Source organism: Simiduia aestuariiviva (assembly GCF_014192475.1).
Lineage (GTDB): Bacteria > Pseudomonadota > Gammaproteobacteria > Pseudomonadales > Cellvibrionaceae > Simiduia > Simiduia aestuariiviva.
Window position 1 is genome coordinate 476,949 of record NZ_JACHXZ010000004.1, and the last position, 15,580, is coordinate 492,528.

Sequence of the window (15,580 nt, forward strand, 5' to 3'; positions counted from 1 at the left end):
TCCTTACAGGGTTGACAGGAATTCGGGTAAAAAGACTTCGCTCACCAGCAGTGGTTGCTGGTCAAGATAAAACACAGAGCGCCTGCCCCACAAGGGGGTTGGCTGCACGGACTGTGCCTGCGGGTGCAGGTAGCCGTGTTCGGGCAGGATTTCGGCCACTTGAATGGGGCCGCGCGCCATATGTGGATCTTGGAACAACAAGGCGCCGAGCGGTCGGTTATCCAATTGTTTAAGCGCTTTCAGGCGGCCCTGCAAACTGGTCACGGGCACTAAACTTCGGGCGAACACCCAAGGGCGGCCGGCGCCCCGCAAGATCACTTCACGCACCAGCATCTTTTGCCGCAATGGGCTGTTTAGCAGTCGGTATTCGCCCACGAAACCCTCACCCCAACCCTGTTGCAATAACTCGACGTCAAACGCTCGCTTGCTGTGTTCAATCAGCCGCGCGGTGAGCGAGCCCTCGTCCAAGAGCCACGGCATTAGCGGCTTAGGCAGCTGCCAGCTCACTTGCTTGGCATCGCGCCAATGGGGTTCGCGCTGGTGGGATAACGGGTTCAAAGAGGTACCAGAGTGGGGTTAGCGGGGCCGCTATTCTAGGCTACCACCGCACAGGCTGGAAGGGTTGAGGCCGTTGGACAAGCGCCGGTGCTGGCTCTCGCTTGTGGAAAGACGTTAGGATTACGTCCTAACTTCTGGATAACACAAACAACAGCGGAAGGAATCACTATGTATAAGACCGATTTGGTTGCCGCCGTGGCCGACGCCACTGACCTCACTAAAGATAAAGCCGATCTGGCGGTATCTGCCATTCTTGAGCAAATTACCAATGCGCTGGCGCGCGACGACTCAGTGAGTTTGGTTGGGTTTGGCTCTTTTACCCGTCGCTCGCGGGCAGCGCGTACCGGCCGCAGTCCGAAAACGGGCGAAACCATCCAGATTCCAGCCAGCAACTCCGTGGGATTCAAACCGGGCAAAGCGCTCAAAGACGCGGTCAATACCTGACGCGATACGACACACCTGACCCTCATCGCACCCAACTAAGCTAACGCAGGACACCTCTATGAGCCTAACCAGCCGCATTCTAATCGCCATGGCCCTCGGCCTGGTGGTTGGCGCTATGTTTAACATCGTTGAATCCCAAGGCTGGCTGGCCGGGGTCTATGACAGTTGGATCGATCGGTTTTTAGTGGACGGCCTGTTTGACTTGGGCGGCAAGATCTTCGTGGCCCTGTTGAAGCTATTGGTTGTGCCGCTCGTATTTGTTTCCTTGGTGTGCGGGGTTGCGTCGCTGGGTGATAACACCCGCATGGGCCCCATGGCCGGTAAAACCTTGGTGCTCTACATGATCACCACCGCCGTGGCCATCAGTTTAGCCCTGCTTGCCGGTGTGCTGGTTCAGCCTGGCAGTGGCTTCAATCTCACCACCGAAGTCAATTTTGTCGCCGCTGAAGCGCCATCATTGAAAGAGGTGTTGTTGGGCATGGTACCCACCAATCCGGTGCAGGCCATGGCAGAGGGCAACATGCTGCAAATTATCGTGTTTGCCTTGCTGGTGGGCATTGCCGTGTCAAAGTCCGGTGATGCCGGCAAACGCATCGCGAGTTTCTTCAACGATTTTAACGAGATCATTCTGCGAATGGTCGTGATATTAATGAACTTTGCGCCCTACGGTGTATTTTGTTTGATTGCCCAGTTGGCCGCCGATTTGGGGCTCGACGCCTTCAGCAATCTCTTACAATACTTCTTCACCGTGCTGTTTGTGCTGCTTTTACACGGCCTAGGTACCTATGCCTTGGCGCTCAAAGCCTTAACGGGCCTAAGTCCGTTGATGTTTTATCGGAAGATGAAATCGGTGGCGCTCTTCGCCTTTAGCATGAGCTCATCGAATGCCACTATCCCCGTCACCCTGAAAGCAGTGCGCGACGAATTGGGTGCCGATAATCGCGTAGCATCCTTTACAGTGCCCATGGGCGCGACCATCAATATGGATGGCACCGCCATCATGCAAGGCGTGGCCACGGCATTTATCGCCCAGGCTTACAATATTGATATTGGCATCGGCGGTTACATGATGGTGATCTTGACCGCCACCTTGGCGTCCATTGGCACTGCCGGCGTACCGGGTGTTGGCTTGATCATGCTGTCGATGGTGCTCCAGCAAGTGGGTCTGCCGGTGGAGGGCATCGCGCTGATCATCGGCGTGGATCGCCTGTTGGATATGACCCGCACGGCGGTCAATGTCTGCGGCGATGCCATGGTGACATTGGCGGTTGCCAAGAGTGAAGGTATGTTGGATGAGCAGCGCTTCAATGAAGACCCCAACATGCTTCCAGCCCGCAAAACGGAAGCATAACGACCGCACCTACTCGCCTCCAATAAAAAAGCGGCCCCATTCCAGGGCCGCTTGTTTTATTGCTAAACACCGCAAAAATGGGCCGGCAAGACACCGGCAAGTGAGGATGCGTTAGGCCGCGGGCGCCATTTGCGAGGCGATATGCTCAAGCTCGGCAGATGATTCCAAAATGTTGTCGATGGTGGCCTCTGCTTTGACGGGGTCTAAATGCAAGTCGAGGTAAACTTGTGCCGGCACTTCCAAGCGGGGTCCGCAGGGCATGCCACGCTGCGCCAAGAGCCGCCGCGCCACAAATAACAGCTTGGCGTAGGCCGCCAACTCGCCCTGGCAATCGGGTTGGTTTTGATAGCGCAGGGCAAACACGACCTCCTCTGGCATATTCCACAACTCCATTAGCCAGCTGGCAATGTGATCGCGGGTTACGCCCAGCAGGTGTTTTTCGATCTGGGGGTGATCTACGTGGGGGTTGGCCTCGAGTGAGCGACACAATTTGGTGAAATAGGGCGGAAACACCTCGGCCATCACTAAGTAGCCAAAGTTAAATACCAATCCCGACAGGTAGGCCATGCCGAACCCGGGCCGATGATCGCGTGGAATTGCGGTAACCAAACCCTCCATGGCCGCCGCCATATACACGGATTGTTGCCAATAGCGGTTGATGCCAAAGACCCCGTCCTGCGGCATTGACAGTGTCTTGCCGAGCGACAGCCCCAGCGATAGGTTGAGCACCATATCAAAGCCCAAGACCCGCACAATGGCATCGTGGATGGATTTGATTTTGCCGGGTGCCGAGTAATAGGGAGAGGCGGCCCAGCTGACCACTTGCGAGGCGAGGCTGGGGTCGGTCTCGACGATATGCGCGAGATCGCTGATGTCCGCGTTGGGGTTTACCCGCAATTGAATAATCCGTTGCGCCGTGTCCGGCAGCGGCGGCAATTCGAGGGTTTCCTCCAAGCGCTCTTTGACGCGCAGTGCGGTAAATTGCTTGATGGAGTTGGTGATGATGCTGGTGTCATCGCCTTCAATGACCGATTCAAGGCTGGCGAGGGGAATGGCAATTTGGCCGGTGGTGGCTTGTTTCGCTAGCCGAGTAAATTCTTTTTGCGGCAGCTCAAGCAGTTGCGCGCGGCTACCCGGATCGAGGTAAAGCTTGGGTCTATCCAGTAGCTGCTGGTCGATGATCGAGGTGAGTCCACCCAATCCAGGTAGCGCGGGGATGGACGACAATTCGTACTTTTCGAACAATTTTCGCAGGGTTTTTGGGCACATGGCCACCATGTTTCGACCCAGTATTTTGTTCACTGCGGCCAAATCTAGCAGGCTGTCTGCGGGAAAAATGGCCAGTACATGCTCGCGCTCATCCTCGAGCAGTGTGGCGCGGGCGGCGGCCTTGTTGCGCAATTGCTGGTCGTGCCACATGGGGGTATCGAGTGGCTCGGTCAGTTGGTAGTCGAGCTCATGTTGATCCAAAAATTGGATAATGCTGGCTGAAAGTGGCACTGAAACTCCTTGCGTAACTACGGCAAACGCCGATCATTGGCGTCAATGGATTAGTTCAGTGTAGTTAAGGTCGAGCAGCGCTGTGAGATCACATTAGAATATGTGGCGCCTAAATTCACACCTTGGCGTAGACTTCGTTATAACCCAGCCAGCGCCGCGTCAGTTCCGCGGTCTGCTGTGGATGGTTGGCCAATAGGTCGGTGGCCGCCGTGCGCACTTGGGGAATTAGCTCGGCGTCGCGTTGTAGGTCGGCAATTTTAAAGTTCATCGCCCCCGTTTGGCGCGTGCCCAGCACTTCCCCGGGGCCGCGCAATTCGAGGTCTTTTTCAGCAATGACAAAGCCGTCGTTGGTGGCGCGCATGGCTTCTAAGCGCGCTTTGCTATGTTGCGAGAGCGGGCCTGAATACAGCAATACACAGTGGCTTTCGGCGCTGCCCCGCCCTACCCGCCCACGCAGTTGGTGCAATTGCGCCAACCCCAGTCGCTCGGGATTATCGATAATCATGAGGCTGGCATTGGGCACATCCACGCCCACTTCGATGACCGTGGTGGCCACTAAGAGCGGCAATTGCCCCGCTTTAAACTGCGCCATCACCGATTCTTTTTCACTGGGCTTTAAACGCCCGTGTACCAGGCCAATCGCCACACCCGGCAGGCTCAGCGCCAAGGCCTCTTGGGTGGCCTCGGCGGCCTGGGCGGTAAGCGTTTCCGATTCTTCGATCAACGTACACACCCAGTAGACCTGTCGACCGTCACCGATGGCGGCGCGCACTCGCTCGATGACGAGGTCGCGGCGATCTTGGTTGATGACCACAGTGGTGACAGGCTTGCGGCCCGGCGGCAATTCGTCGATCACAGAACAGTCCAAGTCCGCGTAGGCACTCATGGCCAGCGTGCGGGGAATGGGGGTGGCAGTCATAATCAGTTGGTGTGGCCGCAATTGACTGCCGGCCTTTTCGCGCAAACTGAGCCGTTGGTGCACGCCAAAGCGGTGCTGTTCGTCGATGATGACCAAGCCCAAGTCGGCAAAGTTCACCTGCTCTTGAAACAGCGCATGGGTGCCTACGATCAGCTGCGTCTGGCCGCTGGCCAGTGCCGACAACTGGTCGCGGCGCTCGGCCACCTTTTGTTTGCCGGCCAGCCAGCCCACTTGAATACCGAGCGGCTCAAACCACTGCTGGAAATTGTGCCGGTGCTGTTCGCTCAGGATTTCCGTGGGTGCCATGAGCGCCACTTGATAGCCATTGCCGATGGCCTGCAAGGCGGCCATGGCCGCCACGAGGGTTTTGCCCGAGCCCACATCGCCCTGCACCAATCGCAACATGGGCACCGGCTGGGCCAGGTCGGCGGCAATTTCCTGGGCGACGCGACTTTGGGCCTTTGTAGGGTTAAAGGGCAGCTGTTGTAAAAAGGCCGTTAAGCGCTCGCGGTTGTGCGGCAGCGCCGGCGCGCCCTCGGCCTGTAGCTGTTGGCGCAGGCCGAGCAAACTCAAGTGGTGTGCCAGCAATTCTTCGAAGGCGAGGCGCTGTTGGGCGGGGTGTTGGCCCAGGGCCAATTGTTGGACATCGGCATCCGTGGGCGGTTGGTGCAGATAGCGCAATGCGTCGGCGAGTGGCAATTGACCATGGGCCTGGCGCAGCGCGGTGGGCAGCAATTCGCGCAAGCTGGAAGGCGTTAGAAACGCCAGTGTTTGCTGCACTAAGCTGCGCATGCGCGGTTGGGTGACCCCCTCTGTGGCCGGATATACCGGCGTCAAAGACTGGGCCAATGCTGGGCTGGCTTGAGTAACCGCTTCGTATTCTGGGTGGTACAGCTCTAGCCCCGCCGCGCCGCGCCGGGCCTCACCAAAGCACCGTAGCGTCAAGCCGCGCGCGAGGTTTTGCTTTTGCGCCTGATTAAAATGGAAGAACCGCAGCGTGAGAGTGCCGGTGGCGTCCTGTAACTTGACCACCAGTGAGCGGCGGCGGCCGAAGACCACATCGGCGGCCTTTATTTCCCCCTCCAGAACCGCGGTGACCCCCGGCTGGAGCGCACCGATGGGCGTAATGCGGGTCCGATCCAAATAGCGCAGCGGCAGGTGGAACAGTAGGTCTTGCAGGTTGTGCAAACCCAATTTGGCGAGCTTATCGGTCAGCGATTTACCCACCCCCTTTAGCGCTGTAACGGGGACCTTATCGAGCGTGGGGCTGGCGGGGCTGTGATCATTCATTGCCAACGAGGTGGCATTGGTTAATGGAGGCTCGCAAGGCATCAATGGCCTTGTGGCGGGGATAGCTCGCTCGCCAAGCCATGGCTACGGTGCGTCGCGGGGCCGGTTCCACAAAGGGCCGGTAGACGAGCAGATTGTCGGCGTAGCGGGTAGCCTCGACGGCGGAATACGGCAGAATAGTGATGCCCAATCCCGACGCCACCATGTGCCGTAAGGTTTCCAGCGAGCTGCCCTTGGCCGCCGTGCGTATGTGGCCGGCTTTGGGATCGGCGGCGGGCTGCAAGGCTGGGCAGGCCTCGAGGATTTGATCGCGGAAACAGTGGCCTTCTCCGAGCAGCAATACGTTGTAATCGTGTAGCTGGGCGGGGTCGATGGCGTTGAATGCCGCGAGGGGGTGGTCGGTGGGCATCAGCACCACAAAAGGCTCGTCGTACAGTGTTTGCGTGACCACATCCGCCTCGGTAAAGGGCAGCGAGACGATAATCACGTCCAGCTCGCCTTTGCGCAATCGCAGGCGCAAGGTGGCGGTGTAGCCCTCTTCCACATACAGTGGCATGTTCGGCGCGATACGCTGCAGTTCGGGAATAAAATGCGGGAACAAATAGGGGCCAATGGTAAAAATTGCGCCCACATGCAGCGGGCTGGAGAGCTGGTCTTTGCCAGATTTGGCGATGTCTTTAATGGCGGCAGTTTGCTCCAACACGAGTTGCGCCTGATTGACGATTTTCTCGCCCAATGGCGTGGGTTGTACGCGGGTTTTGGAGCGTTCGAAGAGCGCAATGCCCAGTTCTTCTTCGAGCTTCTTCACCGCGATACTCAGGGTGGGTTGACTGACATAGCAGCGCTCAGCGGCTCGACCAAAGTGTTGTTCTTGGGCCAGCGTCACTATGTAGCGCAGTTCGTTGAGGGTCATGGTGTCTTGCCGGTTGCTTCGCGTATGATTGTGACTTTATATCAGAAGTAGTCATTTCGATAGTCCTACTTTATAGGGGAATTTATGCCTTCTGCCTCAACGCTTTTGCTGGGTTTTGGCGATATCGCGCAACGTGTGGCGGCGCGCTTGCCGGGTTCATGCACCGGCGTGCGTCGCACGCCCAGCGCCGGTTGCATCGCGGCCGACGCCACCAATAAGGCTGCTTTAACGGAAATCCTAGCGCCGGGCTTTGATCGCATCTTAGTCACCATGACGCCCACGGCGCGTTCCGACAGTGGCTATAGAGACAGCTATGTGGCGGCGGCCGATGCACTGGCGGAGAGTCTGCATCAGTTGGATCAACGGCCGAGAGTGGTGTTTGTATCGAGCACATCGGTGTACGGGCAGGCAAGTGGCGAGTGGGTGGATGAGTCCAGCGCTACGGAGCCTGAGCACTTTAGCGGCAAGCGGTTACTGGAAGCCGAGCGGCGCTTGTGTTCGGCCGATCTGCCGGTTGTGATCGCCCGCCTATCGGGCATTTATGGTCCAGGCCGAGACCGGCTGCTAACGCAGGTGCGCGATGGGGCTGTGCGCCGAAATTTACTGGCCTACAGCAATCGCATTCACGCCGATGACGCCGCCAGCGCCCTGTGTCACCTTCTGGCATTGGCGGAGCCTGCGCAGTGTTATTTGGTGTCGGACGATGCGCCTGTGTTGCTGGCAGAAGTGGTGCGTGGGTTGGCTAAACTGCAGCAGGTCGTTGCACCGGAACAGAGCCAAGGCGGGCCATTGAGTGGTAAACGCGTGTGCAATGCACGGCTTAAAGCGTCGGGTTGGGCGCCCGCCTACCCAGACTGGCGGGCGGGGTACCAAGCGATAATGGCCGACCTTAAATGACCATCACCGCTTCCGCTTCAAACTGTGCGCCCTTGGGCAGTTCGCTCACACCCACGGCGGCACGGGCGGGATAGGGTTGTTGAAAATACTCAGCCATCACCTCATTCACCACCGGAAAATTGCCCAGATCGGCGAGGTAGAGGTTCAGTTTGACGATATCAGCTAAGGAGCCGTTGGCGGCTTCGCACACGGCGCTGAGGTTTTTGAACACTTGATGGGCTTGAGCCCGAAAATCGCCCTCTACCATCACCATGGTTTCTGGCACCAACGGAATTTGTCCCGACAGGTACACCGTGTTGTTAACTTTAACGGCTTGCGAATAAGTGCCGATGGCAGCGGGTGCTTTATCGGTGCTGATGATGGCTTTGTTAGTCATTGGGCTACCTCGGAAAAAGCGACCAGTATAAGGGCATTGACCGGTGGGTCGTCAATGCAGCTGGCGGCGCAATCACGGAGTTGCCGAGGCGACTGATGCTAGTTGCGGTGGCGGCTGATGCGAATCACTGAGCGCAGGGTCTTCACGCGGCGCAAAATCGTGGCGAGGTGAACGCGGTTGAGCACGCCCAAGGTGAGGTTGATGACGCTGTTGTGGGCGTCGCGCTCGTGCACATTGATCTGCTCGATATTGGCATTTTGTTCGGTGATGCGAGTGGCAAGGCCGGCGATGATGCCGCGCCCCGACTCCACTTCAACGCGAATGTCCACCGGGAACTCGCCGCGCACGTCGGGCGACCAGTTTACCATGGCGATCTTCTCTGGGTTTTCACGCAGTTCGATGATATTGCGGCAGGTGTCATGGTGCACCACCAGCCCTTTGCCGGCGCTGATGTGCCCGACAATGGGGTCGCCTGGAATGGGGCGGCAACAGCGCGCAAAACTGATCATCATGCCATCGGCCGATTCAATCATGAGTGGCGATTGGGCGTTGGCCTTGCGGCTGTCGGAAGGCACTAAATTAGCGACGGCATGGGGCAGACGCTTGCCTAAACCTATCTCTTCAAACAGCGTTTCCATGCTGTGAGTGCCGGCATCTTTGAGCAACGTTTTGCGGGATTCTTTGTCGAGATTTTGTAACTCCAAACCTCGATCGGCCAGTGAACGCGTGAGCAGTTTGCGGCCCAGCTCAATGGATTCGTGATGGCGCTGGTGCTTTAAGAAGTGGCGAATAGCGGAGCGCGCCTTGCCCGAGGTGACGAAATTCAGCCAGGCGGGATTGGGTTGGGCGCTGGCGGCGGTGATGATGGTCACCTTTTGCCCACTTTGCAGGGGCTGGGACAGCGGCGCCAGTCGATCGTTGATGCGACAAGCCACGCACGCATTGCCCACATCCGTGTGCACGGCGTAGGCAAAATCCACCGGTGTCGCACCGCTGGGCAATTCCACAATGCGGCCTTTGGGGGTGAATACATACACCTCGTCCGGGAACAAATCGATTTTGACGTTCTCGATGAACTCCAAGCTGTCGCCCGCGCGCTGCTGCATTTCAAGCAGCCCTTGCACCCACTGGCGCGCGCGCAGGTGGCTGGCGTTGGGGTTGTCGTTGGTTTTGTAGAGCCAGTGAGCGGCGATGCCACTGTTGGCCATCTCATCCATTTCCTTGGTGCGGATCTGCACTTCGATAGGCACGCCATGCATGCCCACTAGCACGGTGTGCAGCGATTGGTAGCCATTGGTTTTGGGGATGGCGATGTAATCTTTGAATTCGGTAATGATGGGCTTGTACAGGTTGTGGATGGCACCCAGGGTGCGATAGCAGGTGTCCACTGAGTCGACGATGATGCGGAAGGCGTAGACGTCCATAATTTCTTTGAACGACTTTTTCTTGGAGCGCATCTTGGTGTAAATACTGTACAAGTGCTTTTCGCGGCCTATTACCAGGGCGTTGATCAGTTCATCTTCCAGGCGTTTCTGCAGGCTCTGTCGGATTTTTTCAACCAGCTCTTTGCGGTTGCCCCGCGCACTTTGCAGTGCGGCCTTGAGGCGTTTAGCGCGCAGCGGGTGCATGGCGGAAAAGCCGCGATTTTCAAACTCAATGCGCATGTCGTTCATGCCTAAACGGTGGGCAATAGGCGCGTAGATTTCTAGAGTTTCACGGGCGATGCGGCGTTTCTTGTCGGGCGGCATCACGCCCAAAGTGCGCATGTTGTGCAGCCGGTCTGCCAGCTTTACCAAGATCACCCGAATATCGCGTGCCATGGCCAGCGTCATCTTCTGGAAATTCTCGGCCTGCTTTTCCGCTTGTGATTCGAATTCGATTTGCGTGAGCTTGCTGACCCCGTCCACTAGATCGGCGACGGTTTCGCCAAACTGCTCGCCCAAGCTGGTTTTGGCTATGCCGGTGTCTTCAATGACGTCGTGGAGCATGGCCGCCATCAAGCTTTGATGGTCCATGTGCATGTTGGAAAGAATGGCGGCTACCGCGAGTGGGTGGGTGATGTAGGGATCACCCGAGCGCCGCTTTTGGCCGTCGTGCGCCTGCTCTGCATAGAGGTAGGCGCGGCGGACCAAATTGATATGTGTAGGTTCTAGATAGGAGGAAAGCTGATGCGCCAGTGCGTCGATAGTCTGCAATCTCTCCCTCCTACGCGGGCTTACTCTTCGGTCAGAATGGGCGCTTCGATTTCGTACTCGGGCTCGTCGCGCTGAGTCAAAATAGAGGCATCCACCAGGCCTTCTTCGATTTCGCGCAGGGCAATCACCGTGGGCTTATCGTTTTCTTCCGGCACCATGGGTGATTTGCCGCCAACGGCAATTTGACGTGCGCGCTTGCTGCCTACGATAACCAGCTCAAAACGGTTATCTACGTGGTTCAGACAATCTTCAACAGTAATACGTGCCATAACTAGTGTTCCGGTAAGCGTGCGTGAGCACCCGCTGTTAAGTCTAGCCCACTGGCCGCGCGGATGCTGGTATGAAAAAGGCCGGCCAGTGTACGCAAATCGATCAGTCAGCTCAATAGGTCTGCCAACAATCTACGGTGTCGTTCATTTTGACGGGCTTGTTTAAGGCGCTGGCTGATGATTAAGGCCTTAAACTCTGCCAGAGCGGTATCAAAATCATCGTTAATGATCAGGTAATCTGCCTCGACGTAGTGGCTCATTTCGTTAATGGCCTCCTTCATACGGGCGTCGATGACCTCGGCGCTGTCCTGCCCTCGACCGTTCAAACGCTGGTGCAGCGCCTCCCGCGAGGGCGGCAGAATAAACACGCCCAGAGTATCGGGTATAAGTCGTCGCACTTGTGCCGCACCCTGCCAGTCTATTTCTAGAATGACGTCTACACCGGAGGCAAGTTGCTCCTCAACCCAAAATTTGGAGGTGCCGTAGTAGTTGGTAAAGACCTGTGCGTGCTCCAAAAATGCAGCCTCTGCCAGCATTTCCTTGAATTGATCTTGTGAGACAAAGTGGTAGTTGACCCCGTCTACTTCGCCTGGGCGCTTGGCGCGCGTGGTGTGCGATACCGACACGCGAATGCCGTCGAGTCCGTCCACGAGGGCGGTCACAAGGCTGGTTTTGCCAGCGCCGGAAGGTGCCGACACGGTAAAGAGGTTGCCGCGAGTTTGCATAGTGTTGCTGTACCTTTAGGCCGCAGAGGCTATTCGATGTTTTGTATTTGTTCGCGCATCTGTTCGATGAGCACTTTGAGTTCAACGGCCGCTTGGGTGGTTTCGGTAACCACGGATTTGGACGACAGGGTATTGGCCTCGCGATTCAATTCTTGCATTAAAAAATCGAGTCGGCGGCCTATGGGCTCAGATTTCTTGAGGGTCAGACGAACTTCGTTAATGTGTGCGCCCAGCCGATCCAGCTCTTCCTCCACATCGGCCTTTTGGGTGAGCATGACGATTTCCTGCTCGATGCGATCCTGATCCAGTTGGCCAGTGAGTTCCTCTAGGCGCGCCTGCAATTTACTGCGCTGCGCTTGCAAGATGGTGGGCATCAATGCGCGAACTTGAGCCACCTGTTCAGCGATCGCAGCCAAGCGCTGTTCGATAAATGCTGCCAGCTCGGCACCTTCGCGCGCGCGATTGTCCGACAGCTGGGTCAGCCCGTGGCGAAAGGCGTCAAGGATGCATTGGTTCAGGGTATCGGTATCAACGGCGTCTTCCACCACCACCCCGGGCCAGCGCAATAGCTCTAGCGGATTGACGGCGGCCAATTGCACGTCGGCTCGCTGCAGGTGTTTGACCGCACCGATAACTTGTTGCAGGCGATCCTGGTCCAGCCCAAGCTCACTTTGTTCAGCGCGGCCAATTTGCAGTTGCAGTGTCGCTTCAACCTTGCCGCGATTGAGCGTTTTGCGCAGCGCATCGCGCAGCAGCGGCTCACAGTGACGCTGGGTTTCCGGTAGCCGAAAGTGCGGTTCTAGGTAGCGGTGATTAACGCTGCGAATTTCCCAGCTTAAGTTGCCCCAATCAAAGCTGGCCTCAACGCGGCCAAAGCCTGTCATACTGCGTGGCATGGTGACGTCCCGAATACGATAAACAGAGCGCCATGTTACCACAGCCATTCCCCGGTATAATTGCCGCTTTCTCTTCAATATTCAGCAAAAGGTAAGATCATGCAAAGACCCAGCGGCCGTCAGGTCGACGAACTTCGCCCAGTGCGCATCACCCGCCAATTCACCTGCCACGCCGAGGGCTCGGTATTGGTGGAGTTTGGCAACACCAAGGTGATTTGCACCGCCTCCGTAGAGGAAGGCGTACCCCGCTTTATGCGCGGCGAAGGTCGTGGCTGGATCACCGCGGAGTACGGCATGCTGCCCCGCTCCACTGGCACCCGTATGGGGCGCGAAGCTGCGCGCGGCAAACAAGGGGGGCGCACAGTAGAGATCCAACGTCTGATCGGCCGCTCTTTGCGTGCCGCCGTCGATCTGCAAGCGCTGGGTGAACACACCATCACAATCGATTGCGACGTGATTCAAGCCGATGGTGGCACGCGCACGGCATCCATTACCGGTGCCTGCGTGGCGCTGGCCGATGCGGTGGCGTTTTTACAGGCCAAGGGCAAGATCAATGCGTCGCCTATCAAGCGCATGATCGCCTCGGTATCGGTGGGTATCTACCAAGGTGCACCGGTATTGGATTTGGATTACCCCGAAGATTCCGCCGCGGAAACCGACATGAATATTGTGTTGGGCAGCGACGGCGGGATTATTGAAATTCAGGGCACTGCCGAGGGCGAGCCTTTCAGTGAGGCAGAGTTTGCCAGCATGTTGGCGCTGGCCAAGAAGGGCATCGCCGAATTACATGACCTGCAATCCGAGGCGTTGCGCCAAGCTTGAACCGTAGTACGCGCAATAAAAAAGGGCCTTGTGGCCCTTTTTTATTGCAGCGCGGCGCTTGATTTTCGACCGCTACTCGATCTCTAGATCGTAATCGATGATCACCGGTTGGTGGCTGGAGAATTGCTGCTTTTTATAAATCGTGGCGTACTCCACTCGATTGGCAAGATTATTGGAGATCACCTGGAAGTCTGTGCGCCAGCCATCGGCGTCGCCCGATTCGGTTTCCGGGAACCAGCTGTACTCGTCGTCGTCGCTGTTAACCTTGCGAAAGGCATCGGTGTATTCCAGCTGGGTAAACAGTTGGTTGAGCCAACTGCGTTCGTGTGGCAGAAAACCAACGTCGCCCTCATGGCGGGCTGCATTCATCACATCTCGGCTTTTGTGGGCCATGGCCCAATTACCGCAAAATACATAGTCGCGACGTTTGCGGCTAATTTTGACGAGGTGTGCTTGCAGGTCGTCATAGAATTTCATCTTGACCTCCTGAGACTCGCTCGCCGACATAGCGGAGGGCGCCAACAGGCTGCCGATACTGATTTTTTCAAAGTCGATCTGCAGGTAGCGGCCTTCCATATCTACGCCGCTGGCAAAGCCAAAACCGTAAATCAAGGCCTTGGGCATCTTTCGGCTGTAAATTGCTACGCCGTTGTAGTGCTTGACGCCGGAATCAAAGAAATACGCGTTGTAACCTTCCGGGTGAAACACCTGGTGGTCCAACTCGTATTCCAGTGCCCGCAAATCTTGCAGGCAAATGATGTCAGCGTCCTGTTCTGCCAGCCAGTCGTAGAGACCCCGCTGTGCCGCCTGATGTATACCATCGACGCTGAGGTTGATAATGCGCATGTTAGCCCCTTAAAAACGGACTGTGTATGATACCCGAGCTTTATAAGTTTTTGTAAATATTGGGTTTACTTGAAGCTCTGTCGCCGTTGCTTTACACGTGATTGGCGAGTGAACTCCCAGACGGTACATCAAAAACAGGGGAGCGCGCTCGGCAAATGTGCCAAAATAGCCGCCCATAAAAGGCCACTACTGGCTTAAACATAGTCCAAAGATTCAGATTTTGATACGGGAAGATGCCATGCAGACCTACCAGCGGGAATTTATCGAGCTGGCCATTGAACACGAGGCCCTGTGCTTTGGAGAGTTTACGCTCAAGAGTGGGCGCACCAGCCCCTATTTTTTTAATGCTGGCCGCTTTAAAACGGGCGCTGCACTCGCCGCCTTGGGACGATTCTACGCAGCAGCCATTCAGGCGTCAGGCGTCGACTTTGATTTAATATTTGGCCCGGCATATAAAGGCATTCCTTTGGCCACCACTACGGCAGTGGCATTGGCCGACGAACACCAGCGCGACCTCCCCTATTGCTTTAACCGCAAAGAGGCCAAAGACCACGGCGAGGGCGGTAGTTTGGTGGGCGCCCCATTGGCAGGCCGCGTATTAATCATTGATGACGTGATCACCGCAGGGACTGCGATTCGCGAAGTCATGCAACTCATAAATGCCGCCGATGCCAAACCGGCCGCGGTAGTGATCGGCTTAAATCGACAAGAGAAAGGCAAGGGAGCACTGTCTGCCATAGCCGAGGTCGAACAGGAATTTGGCATTCCCGTGATCAGCATCATTAGCTTAAACGACATCATCAGCTATCTTGAATCAGACGCTACGCAGGCGTCTATGGTGGAAAAAATCCGCGCCTACCGCGCGTCTTATGGCACCGACTAAACTATGGCAAGGATTAAAGGTTTGACACTATGAAGTTGCTTAGCGGCATCCTGATGGCGGCACTGTCATGCACTATCGCGTGGCAGGTGCGCGCGGCCGATCCCAGCGATGGAAAAGTTTTTTATCGCTACATTAATGAGCAAGGTGCCAAAGTGATGCACCATTCCCTGCCCCCTGAGGCCGCGAAACGCGGTTATGAGGTAGTGAACTTATCGGGCATTGTGCTGCGCGTGGTTCCGCCTGCGTTAACGCCAGAACAGGCCGCCGCTGCCGCCGCACAAAAGGAGCAACAGCGCGAGTTGGCAGAGTGGGATGCCGCGCTGCTGCGACGCTACAGTAGCGTTGAGGATATCGACGCGGTAAAACTGCGTAAATTGGCCGATTTGGAAGCCAACATGGCCATCTTGATTAGCAATCTCAACACCATCCAATCCCAAATTCGCGCCGAATATGCAAGGGGCGCCGATTTTGAGCGTCGCGGCCAACCAGTACCCGAGGTGGTGCTGACAACACTGCAAAATTTAGAGCTCGAGCTTGATGACACGCGGGAAAAGTATATTCAGCGAGAGTGGGAATATGAAGACGTGGCGGAAAAGTTCGAACAGGATAAAGAACGGCTAAGAATTATATTAAACAAGCCCTAGCGTCAGGAAAGCGTGGCCATTCACCACGTACGAAAAAGGGCCCAAGGGGCCC

General features: G+C 56.6%; 16 protein-coding genes. 6 read left to right on the forward strand and 10 right to left on the reverse strand.

From position 1 onward, the window contains the following. Window positions 1–3 precede the first annotated feature (3 nt). Window positions 4–558, reverse strand: a complete 555-nt coding sequence (locus FHS30_RS15130; RefSeq protein ID WP_183911346.1) for a chorismate--pyruvate lyase family protein — start codon at window positions 556–558, stop codon at window positions 4–6. 168 nt (window positions 559–726) lie between these two features. On the opposite strand from FHS30_RS15130, the gene FHS30_RS15135 reads away from it, so the two are divergent. Together FHS30_RS15135 and FHS30_RS15140 are read left to right on the forward strand one after the other, a co-directional pair. After that, complete coding sequence (locus FHS30_RS15135; RefSeq protein ID WP_183911347.1) at window positions 727–1,002, forward strand: HU family DNA-binding protein; 276 nt, start codon at window positions 727–729, stop codon at window positions 1,000–1,002. A gap of 58 nt (window positions 1,003–1,060) precedes the next feature. Continuing rightward, on the forward strand, window positions 1,061–2,353 hold the full coding sequence (locus FHS30_RS15140) for a dicarboxylate/amino acid:cation symporter (RefSeq protein WP_183911348.1): 1,293 nt from the start codon (window positions 1,061–1,063) through the stop codon (window positions 2,351–2,353). 111 nt (window positions 2,354–2,464) lie between these two features. Here the strand turns inward: FHS30_RS15140 and FHS30_RS15145 are convergent, their stop codons facing one another. The 3 genes from FHS30_RS15145 to FHS30_RS15155 form a co-directional block, all read right to left on the reverse strand. Then, a complete protein-coding gene (locus FHS30_RS15145; RefSeq protein WP_183911349.1) occupies window positions 2,465–3,853 on the reverse strand; it encodes an HDOD domain-containing protein in 1,389 nt (462 codons plus the stop codon). Between the two features lie 115 nt (window positions 3,854–3,968). Then, complete coding sequence (gene recG / locus FHS30_RS15150; protein ID WP_246341353.1) at window positions 3,969–6,062, reverse strand: ATP-dependent DNA helicase RecG; 2,094 nt, start codon at window positions 6,060–6,062, stop codon at window positions 3,969–3,971. Beyond that, a complete protein-coding gene (locus tag FHS30_RS15155) occupies window positions 6,055–6,975 on the reverse strand; it encodes a hydrogen peroxide-inducible genes activator (RefSeq protein WP_183911351.1) in 921 nt (306 codons plus the stop codon). Before FHS30_RS15155 ends, recG begins: the two co-directional genes overlap by 8 nt. A gap of 84 nt (window positions 6,976–7,059) precedes the next feature. Between FHS30_RS15155 and FHS30_RS15160 the strand changes: the two genes are divergently transcribed. Beyond that, window positions 7,060–7,872: an NAD-dependent epimerase/dehydratase family protein gene (locus FHS30_RS15160; protein WP_183911352.1), complete on the forward strand. Its 813-nt coding sequence runs from the start codon at window positions 7,060–7,062 to the stop codon at window positions 7,870–7,872. Here FHS30_RS15160 and FHS30_RS15165 read toward each other — a convergent pair. From FHS30_RS15165 to FHS30_RS15185, 5 genes are all read right to left on the reverse strand, one after another. Continuing rightward, complete coding sequence (locus tag FHS30_RS15165) at window positions 7,865–8,248, reverse strand: RidA family protein (protein WP_183911353.1); 384 nt, start codon at window positions 8,246–8,248, stop codon at window positions 7,865–7,867. The two genes, FHS30_RS15160 and FHS30_RS15165, sit on opposite strands and share 8 nt — an antisense overlap. Window positions 8,249–8,346: 98 nt before the next feature. Further along, window positions 8,347–10,443, reverse strand: coding sequence for a bifunctional GTP diphosphokinase/guanosine-3',5'-bis pyrophosphate 3'-pyrophosphohydrolase (gene spoT / locus FHS30_RS15170; RefSeq protein ID WP_183911354.1), 2,097 nt, complete (start codon window positions 10,441–10,443; stop codon window positions 8,347–8,349). Between the two features lie 20 nt (window positions 10,444–10,463). After that, window positions 10,464–10,712: a DNA-directed RNA polymerase subunit omega gene (gene rpoZ / locus FHS30_RS15175; RefSeq protein ID WP_183911355.1), complete on the reverse strand. Its 249-nt coding sequence runs from the start codon at window positions 10,710–10,712 to the stop codon at window positions 10,464–10,466. 107 nt (window positions 10,713–10,819) lie between these two features. Further along, a complete protein-coding gene (gmk, locus tag FHS30_RS15180) occupies window positions 10,820–11,437 on the reverse strand; it encodes a guanylate kinase (protein WP_183911356.1) in 618 nt (205 codons plus the stop codon). A gap of 29 nt (window positions 11,438–11,466) precedes the next feature. Further along, complete coding sequence (locus FHS30_RS15185) at window positions 11,467–12,333, reverse strand: YicC/YloC family endoribonuclease (protein WP_183911357.1); 867 nt, start codon at window positions 12,331–12,333, stop codon at window positions 11,467–11,469. Between the two features lie 99 nt (window positions 12,334–12,432). Here FHS30_RS15185 and rph point away from each other — a divergent pair, with 99 nt between their 5' ends. Further along, window positions 12,433–13,155, forward strand: coding sequence for a ribonuclease PH (gene rph / locus FHS30_RS15190; protein ID WP_183911358.1), 723 nt, complete (start codon window positions 12,433–12,435; stop codon window positions 13,153–13,155). 72 nt (window positions 13,156–13,227) lie between these two features. Here rph and FHS30_RS15195 read toward each other — a convergent pair whose 3' ends face one another. Continuing rightward, on the reverse strand, window positions 13,228–14,001 hold the full coding sequence (locus FHS30_RS15195) for an exodeoxyribonuclease III (protein WP_183911359.1): 774 nt from the start codon (window positions 13,999–14,001) through the stop codon (window positions 13,228–13,230). Window positions 14,002–14,239: 238 nt separating this feature from the next. On the opposite strand from FHS30_RS15195, the gene pyrE reads away from it, so the two are divergent. Both pyrE and FHS30_RS15205 read left to right on the forward strand, forming a co-directional pair. Then, a complete protein-coding gene (pyrE, locus tag FHS30_RS15200; RefSeq protein ID WP_183911360.1) occupies window positions 14,240–14,884 on the forward strand; it encodes an orotate phosphoribosyltransferase in 645 nt (214 codons plus the stop codon). Between the two features lie 29 nt (window positions 14,885–14,913). Then, window positions 14,914–15,528, forward strand: a complete 615-nt coding sequence (locus FHS30_RS15205) for a hypothetical protein (protein ID WP_183911361.1) — start codon at window positions 14,914–14,916, stop codon at window positions 15,526–15,528. Window positions 15,529–15,580: the final 52 nt, after the last annotated feature.

What these genes read in the sequence shown, in the direction of transcription:
- FHS30_RS15135 (WP_183911347.1), top strand. Translation starts at nt 727, where the DNA reads ATGTATAAGACCGATTTGGTTGCCGCCGTGGCCGACGCCACTGACCTC.
- FHS30_RS15140 (WP_183911348.1), top strand. Translation starts at nt 1,061, where the DNA reads ATGAGCCTAACCAGCCGCATTCTAATCGCCATGGCCCTCGGCCTGGTG.
- recG (WP_246341353.1), bottom strand. Translation starts at nt 6,062, where the DNA reads ATGAATGATCACAGCCCCGCCAGCCCCACGCTCGATAAGGTCCCCGTT.
- FHS30_RS15155 (WP_183911351.1), bottom strand. Translation starts at nt 6,975, where the DNA reads ATGACCCTCAACGAACTGCGCTACATAGTGACGCTGGCCCAAGAACAA.
- FHS30_RS15160 (WP_183911352.1), top strand. Translation starts at nt 7,060, where the DNA reads ATGCCTTCTGCCTCAACGCTTTTGCTGGGTTTTGGCGATATCGCGCAA.
- FHS30_RS15165 (WP_183911353.1), bottom strand. Translation starts at nt 8,248, where the DNA reads ATGACTAACAAAGCCATCATCAGCACCGATAAAGCACCCGCTGCCATC.
- rpoZ (WP_183911355.1), bottom strand. Translation starts at nt 10,712, where the DNA reads ATGGCACGTATTACTGTTGAAGATTGTCTGAACCACGTAGATAACCGT.
- gmk (WP_183911356.1), bottom strand. Translation starts at nt 11,437, where the DNA reads ATGCAAACTCGCGGCAACCTCTTTACCGTGTCGGCACCTTCCGGCGCT.
- FHS30_RS15185 (WP_183911357.1), bottom strand. Translation starts at nt 12,333, where the DNA reads ATGCCACGCAGTATGACAGGCTTTGGCCGCGTTGAGGCCAGCTTTGAT.
- rph (WP_183911358.1), top strand. Translation starts at nt 12,433, where the DNA reads ATGCAAAGACCCAGCGGCCGTCAGGTCGACGAACTTCGCCCAGTGCGC.
- FHS30_RS15195 (WP_183911359.1), bottom strand. Translation starts at nt 14,001, where the DNA reads ATGCGCATTATCAACCTCAGCGTCGATGGTATACATCAGGCGGCACAG.
- pyrE (WP_183911360.1), top strand. Translation starts at nt 14,240, where the DNA reads ATGCAGACCTACCAGCGGGAATTTATCGAGCTGGCCATTGAACACGAG.
- FHS30_RS15205 (WP_183911361.1), top strand. Translation starts at nt 14,914, where the DNA reads ATGAAGTTGCTTAGCGGCATCCTGATGGCGGCACTGTCATGCACTATC.